The sequence below is a fragment of the Coprococcus sp. RTP31081st1_H1_RTP31081_211007 genome (assembly GCF_040227275.1).
GTDB classification, from domain to species: Bacteria; Bacillota; Clostridia; order Lachnospirales; family Lachnospiraceae; genus Coprococcus; species Coprococcus aceti.
Map to the genome: position 1 here is coordinate 209,460 of NZ_JBEHVP010000005.1, position 20,764 is coordinate 230,223.

A 20,764-nucleotide genomic window follows, 5' to 3' on the forward strand; every position below is an offset into this window, starting at 1 on the left:
ACTGTCAGTCACTATTTGACAACGATCTTCTTTACTGTTGAGTATGAACTCTTATATGTTGTCTTACCTGACTTGTTAAATGCACGCACCTTGAAGTAATATGTCTTGCCTTTCTTCAGGCCTTTCTTGGTGTATGAAGTAGTTCCTGCCTTTCTTATAGTTGCAACAGCCTTATACGTGCCACGCTTTGATGTTGACATGTATACGATGTAACCTGTTGCTCCCTTGGCTCTCTTCCATGCAATTTTCGCCTGCTTGACTCCGGCCTTCGCTGATACAACAGGTGTTGCAGGAAGTGTAAATCCTGATACATATGTTCCGGCATTCTCTACGATCGCCTTTCCATCCTTCTTGTATGCCACAACTCTGTACTTATACGTTGTTCCGGCACTGAGCTTTGAGCTTACAAATACGACCTTTGACTTGCTTGTGATGGTCTTGATCTTGACTGCTCTGTTGCCGCGGTATCTGTAAACTATGTATCCATCAGCGTTGTTTACCTTGCTCCATTTCATCGTTATCGATGCATTGCTTCTGGCACTGATCTTAAGATTCTTGACTGCCGATGGCGTTGTCATGATCCTTGCTGTAGCATCCTCACCAACGAGCTCCTTGCTGCCGACCTTCTTGTATGCAACTACCTTGAATGTGTAAGCTGTACTTCCAGTCAGACCGTTTACATTATAAGCTGTCTTTGATGTCGAACCAAGATATTTGTAATTGTCCTTTGCTACAAGTCTGTATACCTTGTAGCCTGTAGCTCCCTTAACTGTATTCCACTTGAGCGCTATCGACTTCTCTGCCCTGCTGCTGAATGAAATACCTGAAACCTTAGCTGGCTTTGTTGCTGCATTTATGACTGTCTTCTCGCTATACAGTGTCTTGCCTGACGACTTCACATATGCTGATACCGCGAACTTGTAATCAGTTCCCGCTGCCAGACCTGTGATATTGCTGCTTGTGCCCTTCACTGTTGCAACCTTCACATATGTCTTCTTACCTGTATCATATCTGTACACCTCATATCCCTGGGCATATGCACTGCTGCTCCATGATAGCTTCAGTGATGTTGTTGTCTCACCGCTTGCCGCAAGGTTCTTCACCTTTGCAGGAAGGATGTTGAATGTAACCTTCTTTGTTCCGTAGAAGTTGTTAAGTCCTGTGATCGTAACACTTGCAACACCCGGCTTCACGTTGTTGCTGTACTCAACCGTGTACTCCTTTGGATTTATCACTGTACTGCCGATCTTAACTGTAACCGCCGGCTTGATCGCTGATCCTGTGTAGGTCTTGTCTGCTATCGCTGATACGGTTGCCTTTGATATGTCAAATGCCTTGATCCTGAACTGCTTTGTAACGCTTCCCTTGTAGTCGCCCATGAACTTCACAGTGACTGAAGCCTTACTTGTTCTCGTCATGGTGATTCCGCTGTTGTTCTGGTATGTGATCGTGTAATCTCTGCCTTCCTTCAGCACATTTGTTCCCCATGTTATCGTGACATTATCAAACTTAAATGCTGTGCCCTTGTATATAACCTCGGACTCAATTCCGTTTATAACAGCCGTGTTGCTTATATCTGCCTTGCTTATCACAAAGCTCTTCTTTACAGAATCTGTGTAGTTGCCTGCACCTGTTATTGTTATGACTGCTGTTCCTACATGAACATTGTTCTCGTACTTCACAGTATAGTCCGTTCCCTGGCTGAGCTTCTGTCCATCCAGTTCAACTTCAATATCCTGTGTTATTGCATTACCTGTGAATACCTTTCCTGTAATACCCTTGATCTCAGCTCCAGCGATACTCTTCTTTGTAATTGCAAAGTATCTTGTCACTGAATCCTTGTAGTTGCCCTTACCGGTCACAACCACCTTTGCGCGTCCTGTCACATCTGTGTTCATATCGAAGCTGAGTATGTAGTCAACTCCCTCTGTCAGCTCCACATCACCATTCTTTACCTTTACAACAGGTATGAGCTGGTTTCCTGTGTACTCGATCGATGTACTGCACTCAACTGTACAGTTCTTGATACTTCTTGCTGTTATCTCAAATGTACCTGTTGTCTCTCCGGTGTAGTTGCCCTTTCCTGTTATGCTTACCTCTGCGGTTCCGACCTCAGTGTTGTTACTGTAAGCCACTGTGTAATCCGCTGCTGATAACACAACACCGTTGACTGTCACTGTAACGGCTGGAGTTACCGGCTTTCCTGTGTATTCCGTATCCTCTGCCACAACTACTGCATTATCGATTGATGCCGCTGTTATGGCAAATGTTGCTGTCACACTTCCTGTGTAATTAGACCGGCTTCCTGCTGTAGCTGTAACCGTTGCTGTTCCAACGTTTACATTTGAAGCATATCTCACTATGAAGCCCGCGATATCTTCATCGTCAAGCACAAATGCTCCGTCACTGCTGTTAATAGCTGTAACTGATGGAGTGAGTGCCTTTCCGGTGTATGTCATGCTGCTCTTTGAAAGCTCTGCTACATAACCTGTTACGTCTCTCTTGACGATCTCGAAAGTTGCCGTCTTAGAACTTACGTAGTCTCCATATCCTGTGATCGTCACTGTGGCAGTTCCAACATTATAGTTATTGATGTATGAAACCTTGTAATCAGTTCCCTGTACAAGCGTCTTGCCACCGTATGTAACATTTACCGCAGGTGTGATATTCTTCTTTGCAAACTCCTGATCAGGTATTGCACTGATCTTGGCTCCGCTTATATTTACAGGATCCTTTGTAATGGTAAATTCTCTCTCCACAGTTCCTGTGTAGCTTCTCTTACCTGTTACTGTTGCCTTTGCCGACTGTCCGCCTGCTGTAGGCTCAATATTATTGCTGTACTCGATCTCGTAGTCAACACCCTCTACAAGCACCAGATCTCCATATGTAATTGTGAGCTCCGGCTCTATCTTCTTGCCTGTGTAAATCTGACCCTCGATCTCGCTCACATGACAGTCTGCAAGATTTCTTCTTGTTATAGCAAAGTATCTGTTAACACTTCCTGTGTAGTTGCCAATACCTGTGATGGTAACACTTGCCTTGTCCGTCACGTTCTTATTTCCACTGTATGATACAGTGTAGTCTCTTCCTGCCACAAGTACATCGTCGCCGTATGTTACCTTAAGTCCGGCAAATGTTATTGCCTTTCCTGTGTAGGTTACGCTGTCTTTTATACCTGTTATATCTGCATCTGCAATATCTGCACCGCCAATAGCAAACAGCTTGCTGGCAGTTCCTGAATAATTGCCCTTTCCTGTTATCACCGCAACTGCTGCCGTTGTCACCTCGACATTGTTCTTGTAGCTTACGGTGTAATCCCTGCCTGCCACAAGCTCTCTCTGTCCGTCAACAACAGTGAGCTTTGGTGTAACCGCATTACCGGTATAATTCTGTCTGTCGATGTCCTTTATCTCTGCAAGAGATATGTCTCTAGCTGCGATATCGAATTTCTCAACCGCCGTTCCAGTGTAGTTGCCTATACCTGTGATGGTAACGCCTGCCTTATCTGTGTCTGTTGTGACATTCACATTGTCACTGTATGAAACTGTAAAGTCTCTGTCCTCCACAAGAGCTGTTCCGCCAAGTGAAACTGTAACTGCAGGTGTAAGTGGATCTCCTGTGTATCTTGCCGATGCCACCGTAATGTCTGCATCTGCAAGATTTCTGGCACTTATCTTAAATCTTGCTGTGGTGCTTCCACTGTAGTTACCCATACCTGTGATGGTGAGCACTGCACTGTCTGTCACGTTCACATTGTTGCTGTAGTCTGCTCTGTAGTCGCGTCCCTCAACAAGTGTCCTGCCTCCGAGTGTAACTGTGTGATCCGGAGTTACAGCTTCACCCGTATAAACTCCGTTTCCAACCTTTACTGAAGCATTGTCGACTGAAGCACCTACTATTGCAAATGTCTTGCTGACACTTCCTGTGAAGCCTTCACCCTCAAGTGCCTTTATAGTAACCTTACCTGTTCCAACATTTGTATTTGACGAGTAGCTGATCTCAAGGTTGTCAAAATCAGTAACTGTCACTGTCTTTCCAGCTCTCTTCACTGTAAATGAATTGATCACCGGTTTTACTGCTGTTCCTGTATACATATACTCGGATGCATCAAGAGCTATCTGTCCATCACTTATATCGACCGGATTGATGTTAAACTTAGCCGATAAAGATCCGGTATTTGAATTGATACCTCTAACTGTTACGGTTGCCACACCCTCATCGATGTTGTCCACATATACGAGTGCGTAATCCTCGCCGTATACAAGTGTCTTTCCACCAAATGTAACTGTCACATCCGGTGTGAGCGGCTGGCCGAAGTTGTAAAGCTGATCACTGATCTTGCTTATCACAGCCTTGGATATATCCACAAGATTCTTAGATATCGTGAAGTTCACTGTTATGCTTCCTGTGTAGTTACCAGATCCTGTGATCTTGATCTCAGCCTTCGAGCTGGCCGTTGTCTCATTTATGTTGTTGCTGTACTCTGTCTTGTAATCTGTTCCAGACACGAGAACCTGTGTTCCGTCTCTCACTGTGACCTCAGGTGTTACAGCCTTTCCTGTGTGTACCTGTCCGCCAATCGCATCGACTCTACACTTGCTTATGTCCTTAGCTGTGATCTTGAATGTTCTGCTCAGCTCTCCGCTGTAATTGCCGATACCTGTTATCACAACCTCCGCACTGTCTGTCACGTTTACATTGTTCTTATACTCTACTGTGTAATCCTCATCCTCGGACAGTTTCTTTCCGACCAGTGTCACAACGATCTCGCCAAATGTTATGGTCTTTCCTGTGTATTCTGTGCCGGCTGGTATACCTGATACCTCTGCGTCCTCAAGAGTGAGACTCTTTATACTGAAGTTCTTCTCTACAGTTCCCTTGTAATTGCCCTTACCGGTTACGATAAGCTTGGCTGAATCTGAAACCTCTATGTTGTTCTCATATGTCACAGTGTAGTCCGTTCCTGCAACAAGCTGTACTCCATCGAGTGTCACCTTTGCATCCGGTCTGATCTCACTGCCGCTGTACATCTGATCCAGTATATCATTGATCTTCGCCTCATTGATCGCCTTTGGCTCAATGTCGAATGTAGCAGTCACAGTGCCCTTATAGTTTCCTGTTCCCTTGACGGTCACAGTCGCCTTTGACTTTGCTGTCGTAGCGTTCACATTGTTGCTGTAAGAAACAACATAATCAATGTCTGCATTTAATATCTCATCATCGAGAGTTACTGTCACAGCCGGTGTAAGTGGCTTTCCAGTGTAAACTGATGACTGGACATTCACATCTGCCTTGCTCAGATCCTTTGCAGTTATCGCAAAGTATGCGACAACTGTTCCCTTGTAGTTTCCTGTACCGGTCACTGTGAGGATGGCTGCTGTTCCAACATTTACATTGTTGCTGAACACCACATTGAAATCTGTTCCCGCAGTGAGTTTCTTGCCATCAAGTGTCACTGTATATGCAGGCTTTACTGCACTTCCTGTGTACACATGGTCTTCCACATCAACTACAGCCTGTGCGATATCCACCTCTGTGATCTCAAACTTCTTTGTCACAGATCCTGTAAATCCGCTTCCCTGTGCTGCCTTTATAACCGCACCAGCAGTTCCGACATTTGTATTGTCCGTGTATGTCACATCAAATGCTGTCATAGATGTCACTGCCGTCGCCTTGCCATCCCTGCTTACTGTTATCATCTTAACTGCAGGTCTGATCTCTGATCCCGTGTACTCAAATGAGTCATTCTCAAGTACAACCTCAGCAGTTGTTATATCTACTGGCTTTATGGCAAATGTTGTGCTCACCGAGCCTGTGTTCTTGTTGATACCATTTGCCTGTATCGTCGCCGTACCTTCATTGATATTGTCGATGTATACAAGCTCGTAGTCCACATCCTGTGTCAATGTCTTGCCGCCATATGTAAGTGTAACCTCTGGTCTTATGGCATTTCCAAAGTTGTAATACTGGTCATCGACCTTGCTCATTACAGCCTTTGATATATCCACAACCTCCTGTGTGATGGTGAATACCGCACTGTTGCTGCCTCTGTAGTTGCCCTTACCTGTTATGGTGACCTCAGCACTGTCTGTCACATCTGTGTTGTTGCTGTAAGTAATGTCATAATCCTTTCCGGTCTCCAGTATCCTTGCGCCATCTCTGACTGTGATCTCAGGCTCAACCGCCTTACCTGTGTATATCTGTCCGCCAATCGGATCAATGCTGCATCTGCCGATATTCTTAGCTGTTATGGCAAATGCTGTTCTAACCTGTCCGCCGTAGTTTCCTGTGCCCTTTATGATCACATATGCAGGATTCTTCTCATCTGTAACGTTCAGGTTGTTCTCGTAGCTTACTGTGTAGTCCGTACCGTTCACAAGTGTCCTGCCGTTTACTACAACTGCTATATCTGCAAATTCAATGGCATCTCCTGTAAATACTACCGCATCCTGGATTCCACTTATCTCTGCATTGTCTATGCTGTATGCCTTTATAGCAAATGTTCTGGTCACTGATCCCTTGTAGCTTCCTCTACCTGAGATAATAGCGCTGGCCTTGTCTGTAACCGAATCGTTGTTCTCGTATGCCACTGTGTAATCAGTGCCCTCTGAGAGAACATTGTTGCCATTTACAATTCTCAGTTCAGGTTTTACTGCCTGACCGCCGTATGTCTGATCTGGTATCTCCGGTATGTCAAGCTTTGATATATCCATAGGAGTTATAGAGAACTCTCCTTGGACTGTTCCTGTGTAGTTGCCTGTTCCTGTCACTGTCACAACAGCCTTTGCTGTGTCAGATGTGACATTCACATTGTCGCTGTAGCTGAGCTTATAGTCAGTTCCCTGAACAAGAGTCTTTCCATCAAGGACTACACTGACTGTTGTCGTAACTGCGCTTCCTGTGTATTCAGCATCATCGGCCTTTACCTCAGCCTGTGATATCCTCTTAGGAGTTATGCTGAACTTCTGTGAGAGCTTTCCGGTGTAATTTCCGGTTCCCTCTATAGTAACCAGTGCATTGTCAGTAACATTCACATTGCCTGAAACTGTTACCTTGTAGTCAACGCCCTCTGCAAGAGTCTTTCCTCCAAGAACTACTCTGCATACAGGAGTGATCGCGCTTCCCGTATATACTGCACTGTCAACGCTGACCTCTGCCTGCTCTATTGAAGCTGCAACGATCCTGAAGGATGTGCTTGTGCTTCCTGTATAGCTCTGGCCTTCGCCTGCGGCGATCTTAACTGTAGCCGTACCGACATTTACATTGTCTGTACATGTGATCTCAAATCCTGCGAGATCTGTGAGTACCTTCTTAACTCCATTTCTTGTGACTGTTATCGATTCTACATCTGCTGTTACCGCATCTCCTGTGAAACCATATGAATCCTTCACAAGTGCGATCTCTGCAGTTGTTATATCTATAGGAAGGATCTTGAATGTCTTACTTACCTCGCCCTTATTCTGGTCGATTCCCTTCACTGTAGCTGTAGCCGTACCGGCCTCAATGTTATCAGTGTAGGTTACGCTGTAATCAACATTCTCTGTAAGCTTTCTTCCTCCAAGATTTACACTGAGTGCAGGTGTGAGCTCCTCACCGAAGTTGTAATACTGATCTGCGATATCACTTATCACCGCATTTGAAATGTCGAGCACTTCCTTTGCGATGGTGAACTCTGCTGTAAGCTGTCCGGTGTAGTTGCCCTTACCTTCTATAACTGCCTTGGCATTCTTGCCCACCTCGATATTGTCACTGTAAGATACCGTGTAGTCTCTTCCATTTTCGAGTACCTTTGATCCATCTCTTACTGTAACCTCAGGGGTGATCTCCCTGCCTGTATATGTCTGTCCTCCGATGGCATCGACCTTGCACTTCTCAAGACTTCTTGGGGTTATGCTGAAGGCTGTTCTTATCTGTCCACCGTAGTTGTCGTTACCCTTTATGATAACGTATGCCATGCTGTCCTCAGTGGTTGCATTGACATTGTTCTCATAACTTACTGTGTAATCTGTTCCATATACAAGTGTCTTTCCATTCATCACAACTGTTATGTCCTTAAAGGTTATGCTGTCACCTGTATATTCTGCGCTCTCAGGTATTCCTGTCACAACCGCCGGTGCTATGCTTGCTCCGCATATCTCAAACAGCTTTGTAACGGTTCCCTGATAGTTACCCTTACCTTTGACTACTGCTCTCGCCTCTGTAGTCTTGTCTGTATTGTTGCTGTATGTTACATCGTAATCTCTTCCCGCAACAAGAACTGTGTCTCCGTTTCTTACGACCACCACTGGCTCTATCGCCTCGCCGGTGTATTCCTGAGCATCAATGCTGTCAACATCGGCTGCTGTAAGAGTCTTTGCCGTGATGTCAAAGTAAACTGTGAGCTTTCCTGTGTAGTTGCCCATGGCCTTGATGATCGCTGATGCCTTCTTCTCAGCCGTTGTGACATCTATGTTGTCTGCGTATGTAACTGTGTAGTCCTCACCCTTGGTCAGAGTCTTGCCTCCAACCTCAAGAACTACATCAGGTGTCAGCGCAGATCCTATATATACCTGAGCCGGTATGCTGCACTTTCCGCCGTCTATGCTCTTTGCACTGATCTCAAATGTCTGGCTCAGTACGCCCTCATAATTACCGCATCCGGTGATCTTTAACAGAGCGTCCTCTCCTGCCTCTACATTGTTTTCAGCCGATACCGTGTAATCCACGCCGGCTGTCAGCACCTTATCTCCCAGAGTTACCTTTACATCCGGTATAACCTCTGATCCGGTGTACTCAGCATCTGCCACGCTCACGACCGCACCGCTTATGCTCTTTCTTGTGATAGTAAATGTAGTTGATGCAGTTCCGGTGTAGTTCGTATCCTTTCCTGCACTTACAGTAACCTTTGCCGTTCCGGCATCTGTATTGTCACTGTATTCCACAGCGAATGAAGAGAGATCTGTGATACTCTCAGTCACACCACCATTAGGAACGCCAAGTCTTGTCACTGCAGGTGTAATCGCCTCACCTGTGTAGGTGAATGATGTTCCCCTGAGAACTACTGACGCCTTTGATATATCTGCCGGCTTTATGACAAATGTCTTTGTAACTGACTTGTTGTAATCACCTGTACCTATGATCTTTACAGTTGCAGTTCCCGCATCAATATTATCGGTATAAGTCACTGTATAGTCGGTGTTAAGTGTGAGTGCCTTTCCTCCAAAGCTTACCTTGACTTCAGGGGTTATGGCCTGTCCGAACGTATATGTCTGATCCGGAATAGCCTCTATCTCAGCCTTTGATATATCTGTAAATACTCTTCCTATAACGAATTCCTTCGTTACCTTTCCTGTGTAGTTGCCCTTTCCTGTGATTATAGCCTTAGCCTTTGTTGTCTCTGTAGTCTCATTTATATTCGACTCATATGTGACATCATAGTCAACGTCGCTCACAAGAAGAACATTACCATTTCTTATCGTTACTTCCGGCTCTATGGCCTTTCCTGTGTATACCTGGCTTTCAATCTCCTCGACATCACATTCCCTGAGATCCTTTGCCGTAATCACAAAGTGTACATCCTTGCTTCCGGTGTAATTGCCTGTACCTGTTACTGTAAAGTATGTACCATCCTCTGTTGTGACTGCCTTGTTGCCTGTGTATGTGATCCTGTAATCAATTCCCTCTGTGAGGATCTCGCTTCCATCGGCAACTATAATATCTGCAAATGTCACATCAGCACCTGTGTAAGCCACAGACTCACTGTATCCGCTGATGGCGACTCCTGTAAGTGACTTAGGTACTATCGCAAATGTTGTTCTGAGGGTTCCTACATAGTTGCCCTTTCCTGTGATAACCACCTGTGCAGGTGCATCCTTTGTCGTAACATCTGTGTTTCCTGTGTATTCAGCCTCATAGTCAACACCGGCTTTCAGTGTTGTTCCATCAGCCATGCTTACTGTCACTACCGGGGTGATAGGACTTCCGGTATATGTCTGATCACTGATCTTATACGCAACTGCACTTGAAATGTCTGCTGCAGCTATTCTAAAGGTCTTTGTGATAGTGTCTTTATAATTGCCGGTTCCCTTTACTATAACGTTTGCCGTGCCGACATTGACATTCTTCTCATAGGTAACTGTGTAATCCACACCATTTGTCAGAAGCTTGTCTCCAAGTGTTACTTCCACATCAGGAGTGAGCTCCTTACCTGTGTAGATCTGATCTGCGACTTCCACATCGGCATCAGTGATCGTTCTCTCTGTTATAGCAAACTCTGCACTGATGGTTCCCTTATAATTGCCACTTCCTGTAATCTTTACAGTACCCTTTCCTACGTTTGTGTTACTGCTGTAGCTCAGAGTGTAATCCCTGCCCTCTGTCAGAACCACTGTACCAAGTGTTACCCTGACAGCCGGGGTAAGAGGTGTTCCCTGATATACCGCATCGTCTACCTCAACTGCTGCGCCTGACAGATCTGCCTCTGTTATGGCAAACTCACCTGTCACGCTGCCCTTGTAGTTGGTGTTGCTCTTTGCTGATACGCTGATGGACGCTGTTCCTACATTGACATTGCTGCCAAAGCTTATGTCAAAGCTGTCCATATCAGTTATCATCACATCTCCAAACTCTATGCCTGTAACCTCAGGCTTCTGGCTCTTTCCTGTGTACACAAAGCTTCCCTGATCTATAACCACACGGCCTGCTGATATGTCCGCAGGGTTGATGGCGAAGCTTACTCTCTTTGTCTTGGAGTAATACTTTGTTCCGGTTATGATCACATATGCTGTTCCAGCATTTATATTGTTCTCATATGTTAAGGTGTAATCTGTATTCTCTTTCAGTGTAATTCCGTTATACATAACAGTGACTGAAGGAGTTACAGCCTTGCCAAATGCATATGTCTGCGCCGGTATAGCCGACACTGTAGCGCCGTTTATATCCACAACGCTTCTTGTTATCGAGAAGTAGACTACAGCAGTTCCTGTATAGTTGCCAATACCGGTGATCTCTGCCTTCGCCTCATCCGTCTCGTCTATATTGTTGCTGTATGTAACTTCATAGTCTGTTCCGGCCTTCAGGGTGACGCTGCCATTCTTTATGGTGAGCACCGGCTCTATGGCCTTACCTGTCCATGTCTGTCCCTGGATCGGGCTGATTTCGCAGTTTGCTATATCTGCCTTTGTTATCTTGAAGGCTGCAGTCTTCTCACCGCTGTAATTGCCTGCTCCGATGAATCTGACAGTCGCTGTTCCGATCTCCTTATTATCAGTGTACTCAACAACGTAATCCTGATTCTCTACAAGTTTTGTATCTCCAAGTGTGAGCTCATATCCTGTGAGGACTATGCTCTCACCGGTACACTCTACACTCTCAGGTATTCCTGTTATGACTGCATCTGCAAAGTCTGCCTTTGTTATCTCAAACTCAGCCACACACTGACCTGTGTAATTTCCACGGCCTGTGATAGTTGCCTTTGCCTTTCTTGAGTCTGTTGTAACACTTACATTGTCGCTGTATGTGACGTCATAATCACTGCCCTCTGTCAGAACTATCTCTCCGTTCTTGACTGTAACCTTTGGACTGTGGGCTGTTCCGTCGTATACAACAGACGCTATAGGTGAGACCACGCACTTGCTTATATCCATTGCGGATATGGTGAATGTCTCTGATGCTGTTCCTGTGTAATTGTGCTTACCTGTTATCGTCACTGTGGCTGTACCCTTATCGGTATTTCCACTATAGTCAACATCATACTCGGTGTCTGCGATCTGCTTTCCACCTAATATAACTGTTATCTCCGGTGTAAGCGGAGCTCCAGTATACACCTGATCTGCAACAGTTATCTTTGCTGCACTTATGGATCTTGCTGCGATCTTGAAGGTCGTCTTAACTGTTCCGGCATAGTTGCCCATACCCTTTACAGTAACCGTTGCTGTTCCGGCATCGGTATTGTCAGCATATCCCACTGTGTAATCTGTTCCCTCTATAAGCTTTGTCTGTCCCAGATATACTGTCACTGCCGGCTTGAGTGCAGCACCTGTGTATGTCTGATCGGCAACCGTGAGCTGGGCATCTGTGATGTCTGCCGCAGTGATCGCAAACTTGCCTGTAACTGTTCCCTTATAGTTTGAACTGCTTCTGGCTGTGAGAGCTATCTCTCCACTGCCTACATTTATATTGTTGCTGTATGTCACGTCAAAATCTGTGCCAGGCTCTATGCTGCCGCCAGCCAGAGTGATTCCTGTCACTACAGGCTTGATCTCGCTTCCGGTATATCCGTAAGCATCCTTCTCAAGCTCAAGGACTCCTCCTGTCACATCGAGCTGTTCGATAGTAAATGATGTATCTATGACTCCATGATACTCTCCGGCTCCTGTCACGATTATGTATGCCTTTCCGGCATTCACATTGCTCTGATAGCTTACTGTATACGCATCCTCTGGAAGCACCTCTCCATCCAGTGTAACTGATATAGCCGGTGTGATCTGCTTGCCATAGTTATATACAAATGGTCCCTTGTCTGTTATAGAGATGACCGCAGGTGTTATATCTATAACTCTCTCTGCTATCATAAATGTCTTCTGTACAGATCCGGTGTAGTTGCCCTTTCCTGTGACAACCGCCTTTGCCGGCTTGTCTGCTGTTGACACCTCAATATTGTCGCTGTATACGACATCATAATCCGTGCCCTTCACAAGAGTTCTGCTGCCATCCTTGACTGTTATGTCAGGTGTAAGTGCCTTTCCTGTGTGGGTCTGTCCCGGAATATCGCTGACTGTACAATCCTCTATGCTCTTTGCTGTGATAGTGAATGTCCAGCTTGCTTTTCCTGTATAATTACCCTTTGCACTGAAGATGATATTCGCCTTGCTGCTGGCAGTAGATACATTCAGATTGTTGACATATTCAGTCTCGTAGTCCACACCATTTACAAGCTTAACACCGTCCACAGTGAGCACAGCCTGATCAAATGTAATAGCCTTTCCTGTGTATACGACTGAACTCTCCACGCCGTCCATCTCTGCATCTGTTATATCCTTCTGTCCAATTGTAAATTCTACACGTCTTGTTGTACTGCTGTCATAGTTACCCTTACCTCTGACTATAACTGCAGCCTTTGAATCTGTGGTCGATGCATTGACGTTATTCTCATAGTCGACAGTGTAATCTGTTCCCTCTGTGAGAACCGCATCTCCATCCTTAACTGTTATATCCTGTGTTATCTCAAATCCGGTGTATGTCTTATCTGCCACACCTGCAACCATAATGCCCTCAGCATTTATACTTCTCGCATTTATGACAAATGTGCCGTCAAGCTCTCCGGTATAGTTGCCCTTACCTTTGATCTTGAATTTACCGGTTCCTGCATTTGTAACTTCGCCTTCTACATACTCTACTGTATAATCCTGGCCCTCCACAAGTTTCTCGTCTCCAAGTACGACTGAGATCTTCGTGGTGAGCGGCTTACCTGTATAGCTCTGTGCCTGAGCACTTACCTTTGCTCCCGTGAGCGACTTCGCACCGATAGTAAAGAGAAGCTTTACCTCTCCTGTATAGTTACCTGTACCTGTCACCATCACGCTTGCCTTATCGGAACACTCCACATTGCTGTCGTAGCTGAGTGTATAGTCGACATCCTTCTTGAGAATGACATTTCCACTTCTGACAACCGGCTCAGGAGTTATCTCAGATCCGGTATAGCTGAACTCTGTCTGCTCAAGGCTTGCCCAGCTCTCCTCTATCTTCGCTGCAGTTATTGTCGCTGCGATATCAAAGCTTCCTGTAAAGTTACAGTCAGCCTTTGCAGTAACTGTTATTGTTCCTGTTCCAACATTTATCAGGTTCTTCTGTGTTACAGTGAAATCTGACATGTCCGTCACAGTGTACTTCTTGCCATCAACTGTGATGTCAAAGCTCTCCACTGTAAATGTCGTTCCAGCCGGTGTGTACACCGCTGAATAAGTCTTAGATGCCACTGCCTTTGCAATAGACAATGGAAGTATCTTGAATGTCTTCTCGACAGTTCCTGAATATCCCTGTACAGTGATACCTGTAACTGTCATTGTCGCAGTTCCGACATTCACATTGTTTGTATAAGTTACCGTATAGCAGTCAGCGTCAAGCTTCACGCCATCCACTGTGACTGTTGCAGCCGGCTCTATCTTATCTCCCATGTGGTATGTCTGATCTGCTATATCAGCAACATCCGCATCTGTTATCTTGACGATCTTCTTGGCAATATCAAATGTTGCCTTCACAGATCCCTTATAGTTGCCTGTTCCACTTATATCAGCAACAGCCTTTGACTCGGTTGTTGTGACATTGATATTGTTGCTGTATGCAACGGTATAATCCGTTCCCTTTACAAGAGTGTTTGCACCGTCAGTGACAGTCACTTCAGGCTCAACAGCCTTTCCTGTATAGATCTGTGCGCTGATCGGCTGAACTGTGCAATCTGCTATATCCTTCTGCTCGATCACGAACTGAACTATCTTCTCACCGGTGTAATTGCCCTTACCTGTGATAAGTATCTCTGCCTTGCTGTCAGTTGTGGAAGCATTTCTGTTATTTGTATATTTCACTGTGTAGTCAGCAGCAGTGAGCTTTCTGCCCGACACTGTAACTGCCAGTCCTACAAATGCTATATCTGCGCCAGTGTATACCACACTGTCCTCAACGCCTGTTACAACTGCCTTGCTGACTGATGCAGGAACAATATTGAACTCGATCTTCTTTGTTCCGCTGTATACGCCCTTACCAGTTATGGTTATCGACGCCTTAGCTGAAGCCGTGCTGACATTCTCATTATTATCATATGAAGATACAACATAGTCCTCACCCTCAACAAGCTCGGTGCCATCGTAGCTGACTGTTATATCCGGTGTTATCGCTGAGCCTGTGTATGTCTGGTCAGCTATATCAGCCACATCGGCTCCGGCAATATCTATAGCCTTTATCTCGAAGCTTCCTGTAGCGGTTCCATCGAAATTGCCATCCTCCAGAGCTGTTACCGTGATCTTAGCTGTACCAACATTGATATTGTTGGCATACTCAACGCTATAACTTCCTGAAGGCACTGCCATTCCGTCCTTGCATGTAACTGTCACCGCAGGAGTCTGTGCCTTACCTGTGTATGTCACACTTGAAGCTGAAACTGTTGCACCTGTAATACTCTTCTTGTATATTACAAATTTCTGTGTGAGCTCTCCTGTATAGCTGCTGTCCGCCTTTGGAGTGATGGTCACACTTCCATTTCCAACATTTGTATTCTCACCGTATGTGACATTGAAATCATCAAATGATGTTATTCTGTTGACGGTTCCAACCTTCACAGCCACAAGTGATGGCTTGATAGCAGTACCGCTATATTCAAATGTGTCGCCTGATATAATCAGTGTATCACCTGATATGTCATACTTGGCGATCTTGAACGTGTATTCCTTTGTTCCCTTGTACTTGCCCACACCTGTTATGACAAGTGTTGCGGTACCGACCTCATAGTTGTCCTTGAAGGTATATGTATAATCACCGTTTGATCCGGCTGTCATCTCCTCGCCGTCATAGCTCAGAGTAAAGCTTGGTCTGACCGCCATGCCAAAGTTGTATGACTGATCCTCAAGTCCCGTCAAAGTGATCTTGTCACTTGTGCTTATGTCTATAAATTCCTTAGTAATATTGAAGTATTTGATGATCTGACCTGTGTAATGATCACCACAGCCTGTTATGGTCACTGACGCTTTTCCGGCATCCGTGTTGTCTGCATACTCTACTGTGTAATCCTCATTCTCAACAAGCTTGATCTCACCGTTGTATATATTGATCTCAGGTGTTATAGCTGAGCCTGTCCACAACTGATCCGCTATAGCATCCATCTGACAGTTATACACAGCTCTCTTCTCTATCTCGAAACGTATAACCTTCTGTCCTGTGTAATTTCCTATACCGGTTACAGTGATCGAAGCCTTCTCTCCTGAACCTGTTACCTCTATATTATTCGCATACTCAACAGTATAGTCCTTGTCTCTCTCCAGCTTGATAATTTCACCATTAACGTATCTGGTTACATTTATCACCGGTTCGATGGCCATACCTGTGTACATCTGTGACTGGTCGGCCTGGGTTATTCCCATTCCGCTTGAAGATGAAATGATTGAAACAGGTGTTATCTTGAAATACTTGACGATCTCGCCTGTATAATTATCATTTGCAGCCTTTATTACGACCTTGGCCTCATCTGTCACATCCGTGTTATTGCTGTACTCTACCGTATAGTCTACATCCTGCTCCAGCTCAACACTGCCATTCTTGATGGTGACTGCCGGCTCTAATGCCTCTCCTGTGTACTGGCTGTCGGATATATCTTTGACATCGCAGTCCTCAAGAGGCTTAGGTAAAATGTTGAACTCAAGAACCTTAGTTCCGCTGTATGAGCCCATTCCTTCTATAGTAATAGTAGAAGTTCCTACCTTGTCATTGTTCTTTCTGTCGGTGACTGTGAAGTCTGTTCCCTCCTTCAGAACATAACTGCCATTCTTAATGGTAAGCTCCGGCTTCACCTCGCCGCCGTTATAATACTGGTCAGGTATATCCTCATATGTGAGTTTGCCCATATCACCTGACGGAGCAACTATAGTGATCTGGAATGACTTTGAACCGGAATAATATACCGATGCTGACATGGCAATGACTGTCCATGTTCCGGTCTCCTTGTAGCTGAACGGGAAGGTGTAGTTAACTCCCTCAACCAATGTCATTCCGTTGTATGTAATTGTTATATCCGGCTTTATGTTCTCTCCGGTATATTCATAACTGGACTTATTCACAGTCAGCTTTACATCGGCATCTGAGAATGACTTTGCAAGTATGTTAAATGATTTGTACACAGTACCCGCATAGTCTCCCATACCTGTAAATGTAACCTTACCATTGTTGGTTCCCGGCACGATATTCTCGCCGTAAGCAACAGAGTAATCGGTTCCCTCCACAAGTGTCTTGCCGTCGTATGTCAATGTCACATCCGGCTTCAACTGTGCTCCGGTATATTTCATCGATGATATCGTAGAAAATTCCACATCATTCATGCTGATCTTAGATGTCTTTATCGCAAATGTACCTACACATGTTCCCTGGAAATTGCCGAGACCCTTGATCATGACTCTGGCTGAATTTCCGATCTCCACGTTGTTCTCATAACCTGATATCTCGTAGTCAACGCCCTCCACAAGATCCGTATTGCTGAATGTGACCTTTGACAGGGTTGTGGTCACCTCAGAACCTGTGTACTCGGCGTCATCGGCAGTTATTACAGCTTTGGATATATCCGCTGCAACAATCTGGAACTCACATGGAACAGTTCCAGTGTAATTTCCAATACCTACTATATTAAACTTATGTGTTCCTACATTGTAATCCTTGGCATTCCAATACTCACTGAAGTCATATGAGAAATCCTGGGATAACTTAAGTGTAGTTCCAAGTTCCTTATCCTTGACAGAAATATTCTGTGGAGAAACCTGTATCGTTATGTTGTTTGCGGTGTTGAACACTGCATCATCAAATGTTACGGAGAGATTTTCCGTGCTCCTAGGCTTGATGGTGAAGTTCACCGTCTTTGAACCCACATATGAACCAAGTCCTGATATAGTCAGTGATGGCTTAGATGTGGATGTGGATGCATTTGTATTGTTGGTGTAGTATGACACCTTATAATCCTTGCCCTCGACAAGTGTCGTGCCCTTATACTTAACCACCGGACTTGGAGTCTTGGCAGTTCCGTCATATACAAGGTCGTCATCCACCGTAACGTCAGCGTCTGCTATGCTGTATACCTCAGTTCCCTGATCCACGATCTGGAAAGTCTTGGTTACAGTTCCCTTGAATCTGGTAGGTGCTCCTGTTATTGTGACAGTCGCCGTTCCAACATCTGTATTGTTGGTATACTCAACCTTGTACTCATAGTCATTTGTACCCCACTCGTCTATGCTGTGCAGATACTTGTTGTTGGTCTTGTCCAGTATCTTAACAGCCGGCTTTATAGGTTTTCCTGTATATACAAATGTATCACCCTCCAGTGATATCTCCTGATCACTGAGGTTTGCAGCGCTGATTCCGTAGTATATGTAATACTCTCCGTCGCTACCGATCTTATAATTGCTGTTCTTTGCAGCGGACACTACAACTCTAGGGCCGTCCCCAAGAGGATCCTCCACTACCTCTGACTCCTCGTCGTTGTTATAATAATCGACAACATAGTCAGTTCCTTCTGTAAGGAAATATCCTGATGATGTATTCGCTGTCTTTACATATATCTGCGGCCATACACCACCAGCCTGATATGTGTAAATTTTATTTTTGCAATTTTTATGCTGGTTCGCTTTCTCTTTTCCATCTATATAGAAAAGTGCAGTCGAAGTTATACTCTTTGCCTTTATAGTAAAGGTACATGTAAGAGTACCGCTGCAGTTCATGTCTGCATTACCTCTGACTGTAACTGTTGCCGTACCAACATTAACATTGTTACTGTATTCTACAGTATAATAATCTGACGACAGCTTCGTGTCGTTGGTCGTATCTCCAATCTTCTTTACCACCAGCTCTGACGAAGTGAGCGTCCATGGTTTTCCCGAATACGTCTTACCGGATGTCACCGTTGTATAACAATAATATCCGTCCGCATTCAGATCTATGGCATCATCCGCCGCCAGCGTGGCAACAGAATCCCCCACATCACTCTGCTTCTCCGCATCACTGGCCGTCGCCACATTCTGTGACTGTGCCGCCAGCACCTGCGCAATCCCTCCGACCGCAATATCACTCTGGAACAATACGGACAATGCCATAATGAATGCCATGAGAAATGCGATCATTCGTCTGCCATAACTTCTTCTCATAAATTACTCCCTGCCTTTCTTGATATGTACATTTGCGGAATAACCAGTATAAGTGTCTGGAAACCCCATTTATATACAATTTTACCAAAAATCAATATGTTATTCAATGTGCTTTATGAAATAATCACTTGACTTTCTAAACATAAAAAAGAACTTTTGCACATATATATGCAAAAGTTCTTTTTTATATACACTATATATTATTTTCTTATCTTTCTCACTGATACAACCACAAGTGCCGCCGCTACGATTCCGGTAAATATGTATATTGGGAGTCTGTCTCCTGTCTGTGGTGCCTTTCCTGCCTGTGATACACCCGCAGTCTGAGGATCATCATCATCCGGTATATCTATGTCATCCTTGACAAACACTGCAAGCTGTCCATCCGATGGGAATTCTGCCAGAAGAACTCCGCTCTCTACGCTGAATGGAATCTTGGTCCAGTCTCCGTCATCCGGAAGAAATCTCACCTGAACTGTCATATCACTGGTGATGGCTGCTCCTCTTATCTTTGTCGTCTCTATCTCAGAATAATCATAATCATTCACCGCTGTAACTGAGAACACTGCAAGAGTTGAATATCCATCCAATGATTTATCTCCAAGCACCTCCGATGGTGCATCTCCAAGCATGAGATTGTCAATATCCGCTATAGTTGTATCCGCCTCGGATATGAGAATGTGTGTCGAATCTGTCTCATAATCATTCTCCGGGCTGTTATTCGCAAATGCTGTTGTTCCGCAGCCTAATGTTATCGCCACCGCTGCAAGCCAGGCTGCCGCTTTTCTCTTAAATGAAGCTGCCTTCCCCAATCTTGTTGTCATAACCTTCACTCCTTGTCTCCCTGATGTCCTTCTCCTGACATCATACTTTGTTCCAAAGTATACCATCATAAAAAGAGAGCGTCAATTGTGCAAAACTCCCTTTTTTATCTGGCATCCGCTTCTATTTCCCCTGTGAGTACCGACTGCACGATCCATCTTTTTCCATCCATTCCACAACATGTAGAAAGAGTCAGCAGTCTGCTGTCAACATCTATTTTTTGGTCATTTTGCACAACCCCAGTATCAAAATTCTCGTCAAATATTCCATCTATGTACGACCGTCTGCCTTTTTTGTCAGAGAAATCATTGTATGTGAATATATGTCTGTCATTTGTCCTGTATGCAGCAAACACCGTATAACACAGCGTACTGTTCGGTGTGTATACATACACATTCCTGTTGTTTCTGAGGAATTCCTCATCCTCATAATTGTGCAGAGTCTTGAACATAGTTCCACTGGACATGTTGTGTCCATACATGACCGTATCAAAATCCGAAAATCCTCTGGAATTTGCAGAGTCTATGAAGATTGCTCCATCAGGGCTGTACTCCCCATATGCATCATGGCTCAGATAATAGCTGTTGTCACTGCCCTGCAGTACCGCATAATCGACATCTGTTCCAGGTATGTATATCCACGCACATATATCCTGATTCTTTTTCTGAAGTTCATCAAAGTCCACCTTCACATGCGGGAATATCACATCATCAATTCCTGCATCCTGCTTGGACGAGGCATCGCTCTCCGTAGCTCCATCTGTTCCATAATCCACATACTCCCTGAGTGCCCGGTTTGCACGGTTGCTCCGGTTATGTGCAAACGCATATCTCACGATCAGGCAGATGCACACCAGCAAAACCACCGATGATACCCCCAAGACCACCTTCCATAAGAGCTTCTTACGCTCTCCTCCCGGTTCGGTCATCACTGCCTCTATCTCAGGGCTGTCGGTATTTCCATTTTCTGCGTGACTTTCCCGCTCATTGTCCTCGACAACGGATTGCGCGAGCGCCACCGCCTCTGCAATTTTTCTTTCTAATTCTTCCTGTCTATCATCGTTCTGCATACAG

Annotated in this window: 3 protein-coding genes; all 3 read right to left on the reverse strand. The window is 45.0% G+C overall.

Translation table 11 applies throughout. The features are described from left to right. Positions 1–11: 11 nt before the first annotated feature. Positions 12–18,869, reverse strand: coding sequence for a fibronectin type III domain-containing protein (locus ABUA31_RS10005; RefSeq protein WP_349818746.1), 18,858 nt, complete (start codon positions 18,867–18,869; stop codon positions 12–14). 200 nt (positions 18,870–19,069) lie between these two features. Further along, complete coding sequence (locus ABUA31_RS10010) at positions 19,070–19,693, reverse strand: hypothetical protein (RefSeq protein WP_015533966.1); 624 nt, start codon at positions 19,691–19,693, stop codon at positions 19,070–19,072. A 104-nt stretch (positions 19,694–19,797) separates the two neighbouring features. After that, positions 19,798–20,760, reverse strand: a complete 963-nt coding sequence (gene srtB, locus ABUA31_RS10015; protein WP_055147022.1) for a class B sortase — start codon at positions 20,758–20,760, stop codon at positions 19,798–19,800. Positions 20,761–20,764 lie beyond the last annotated feature (4 nt).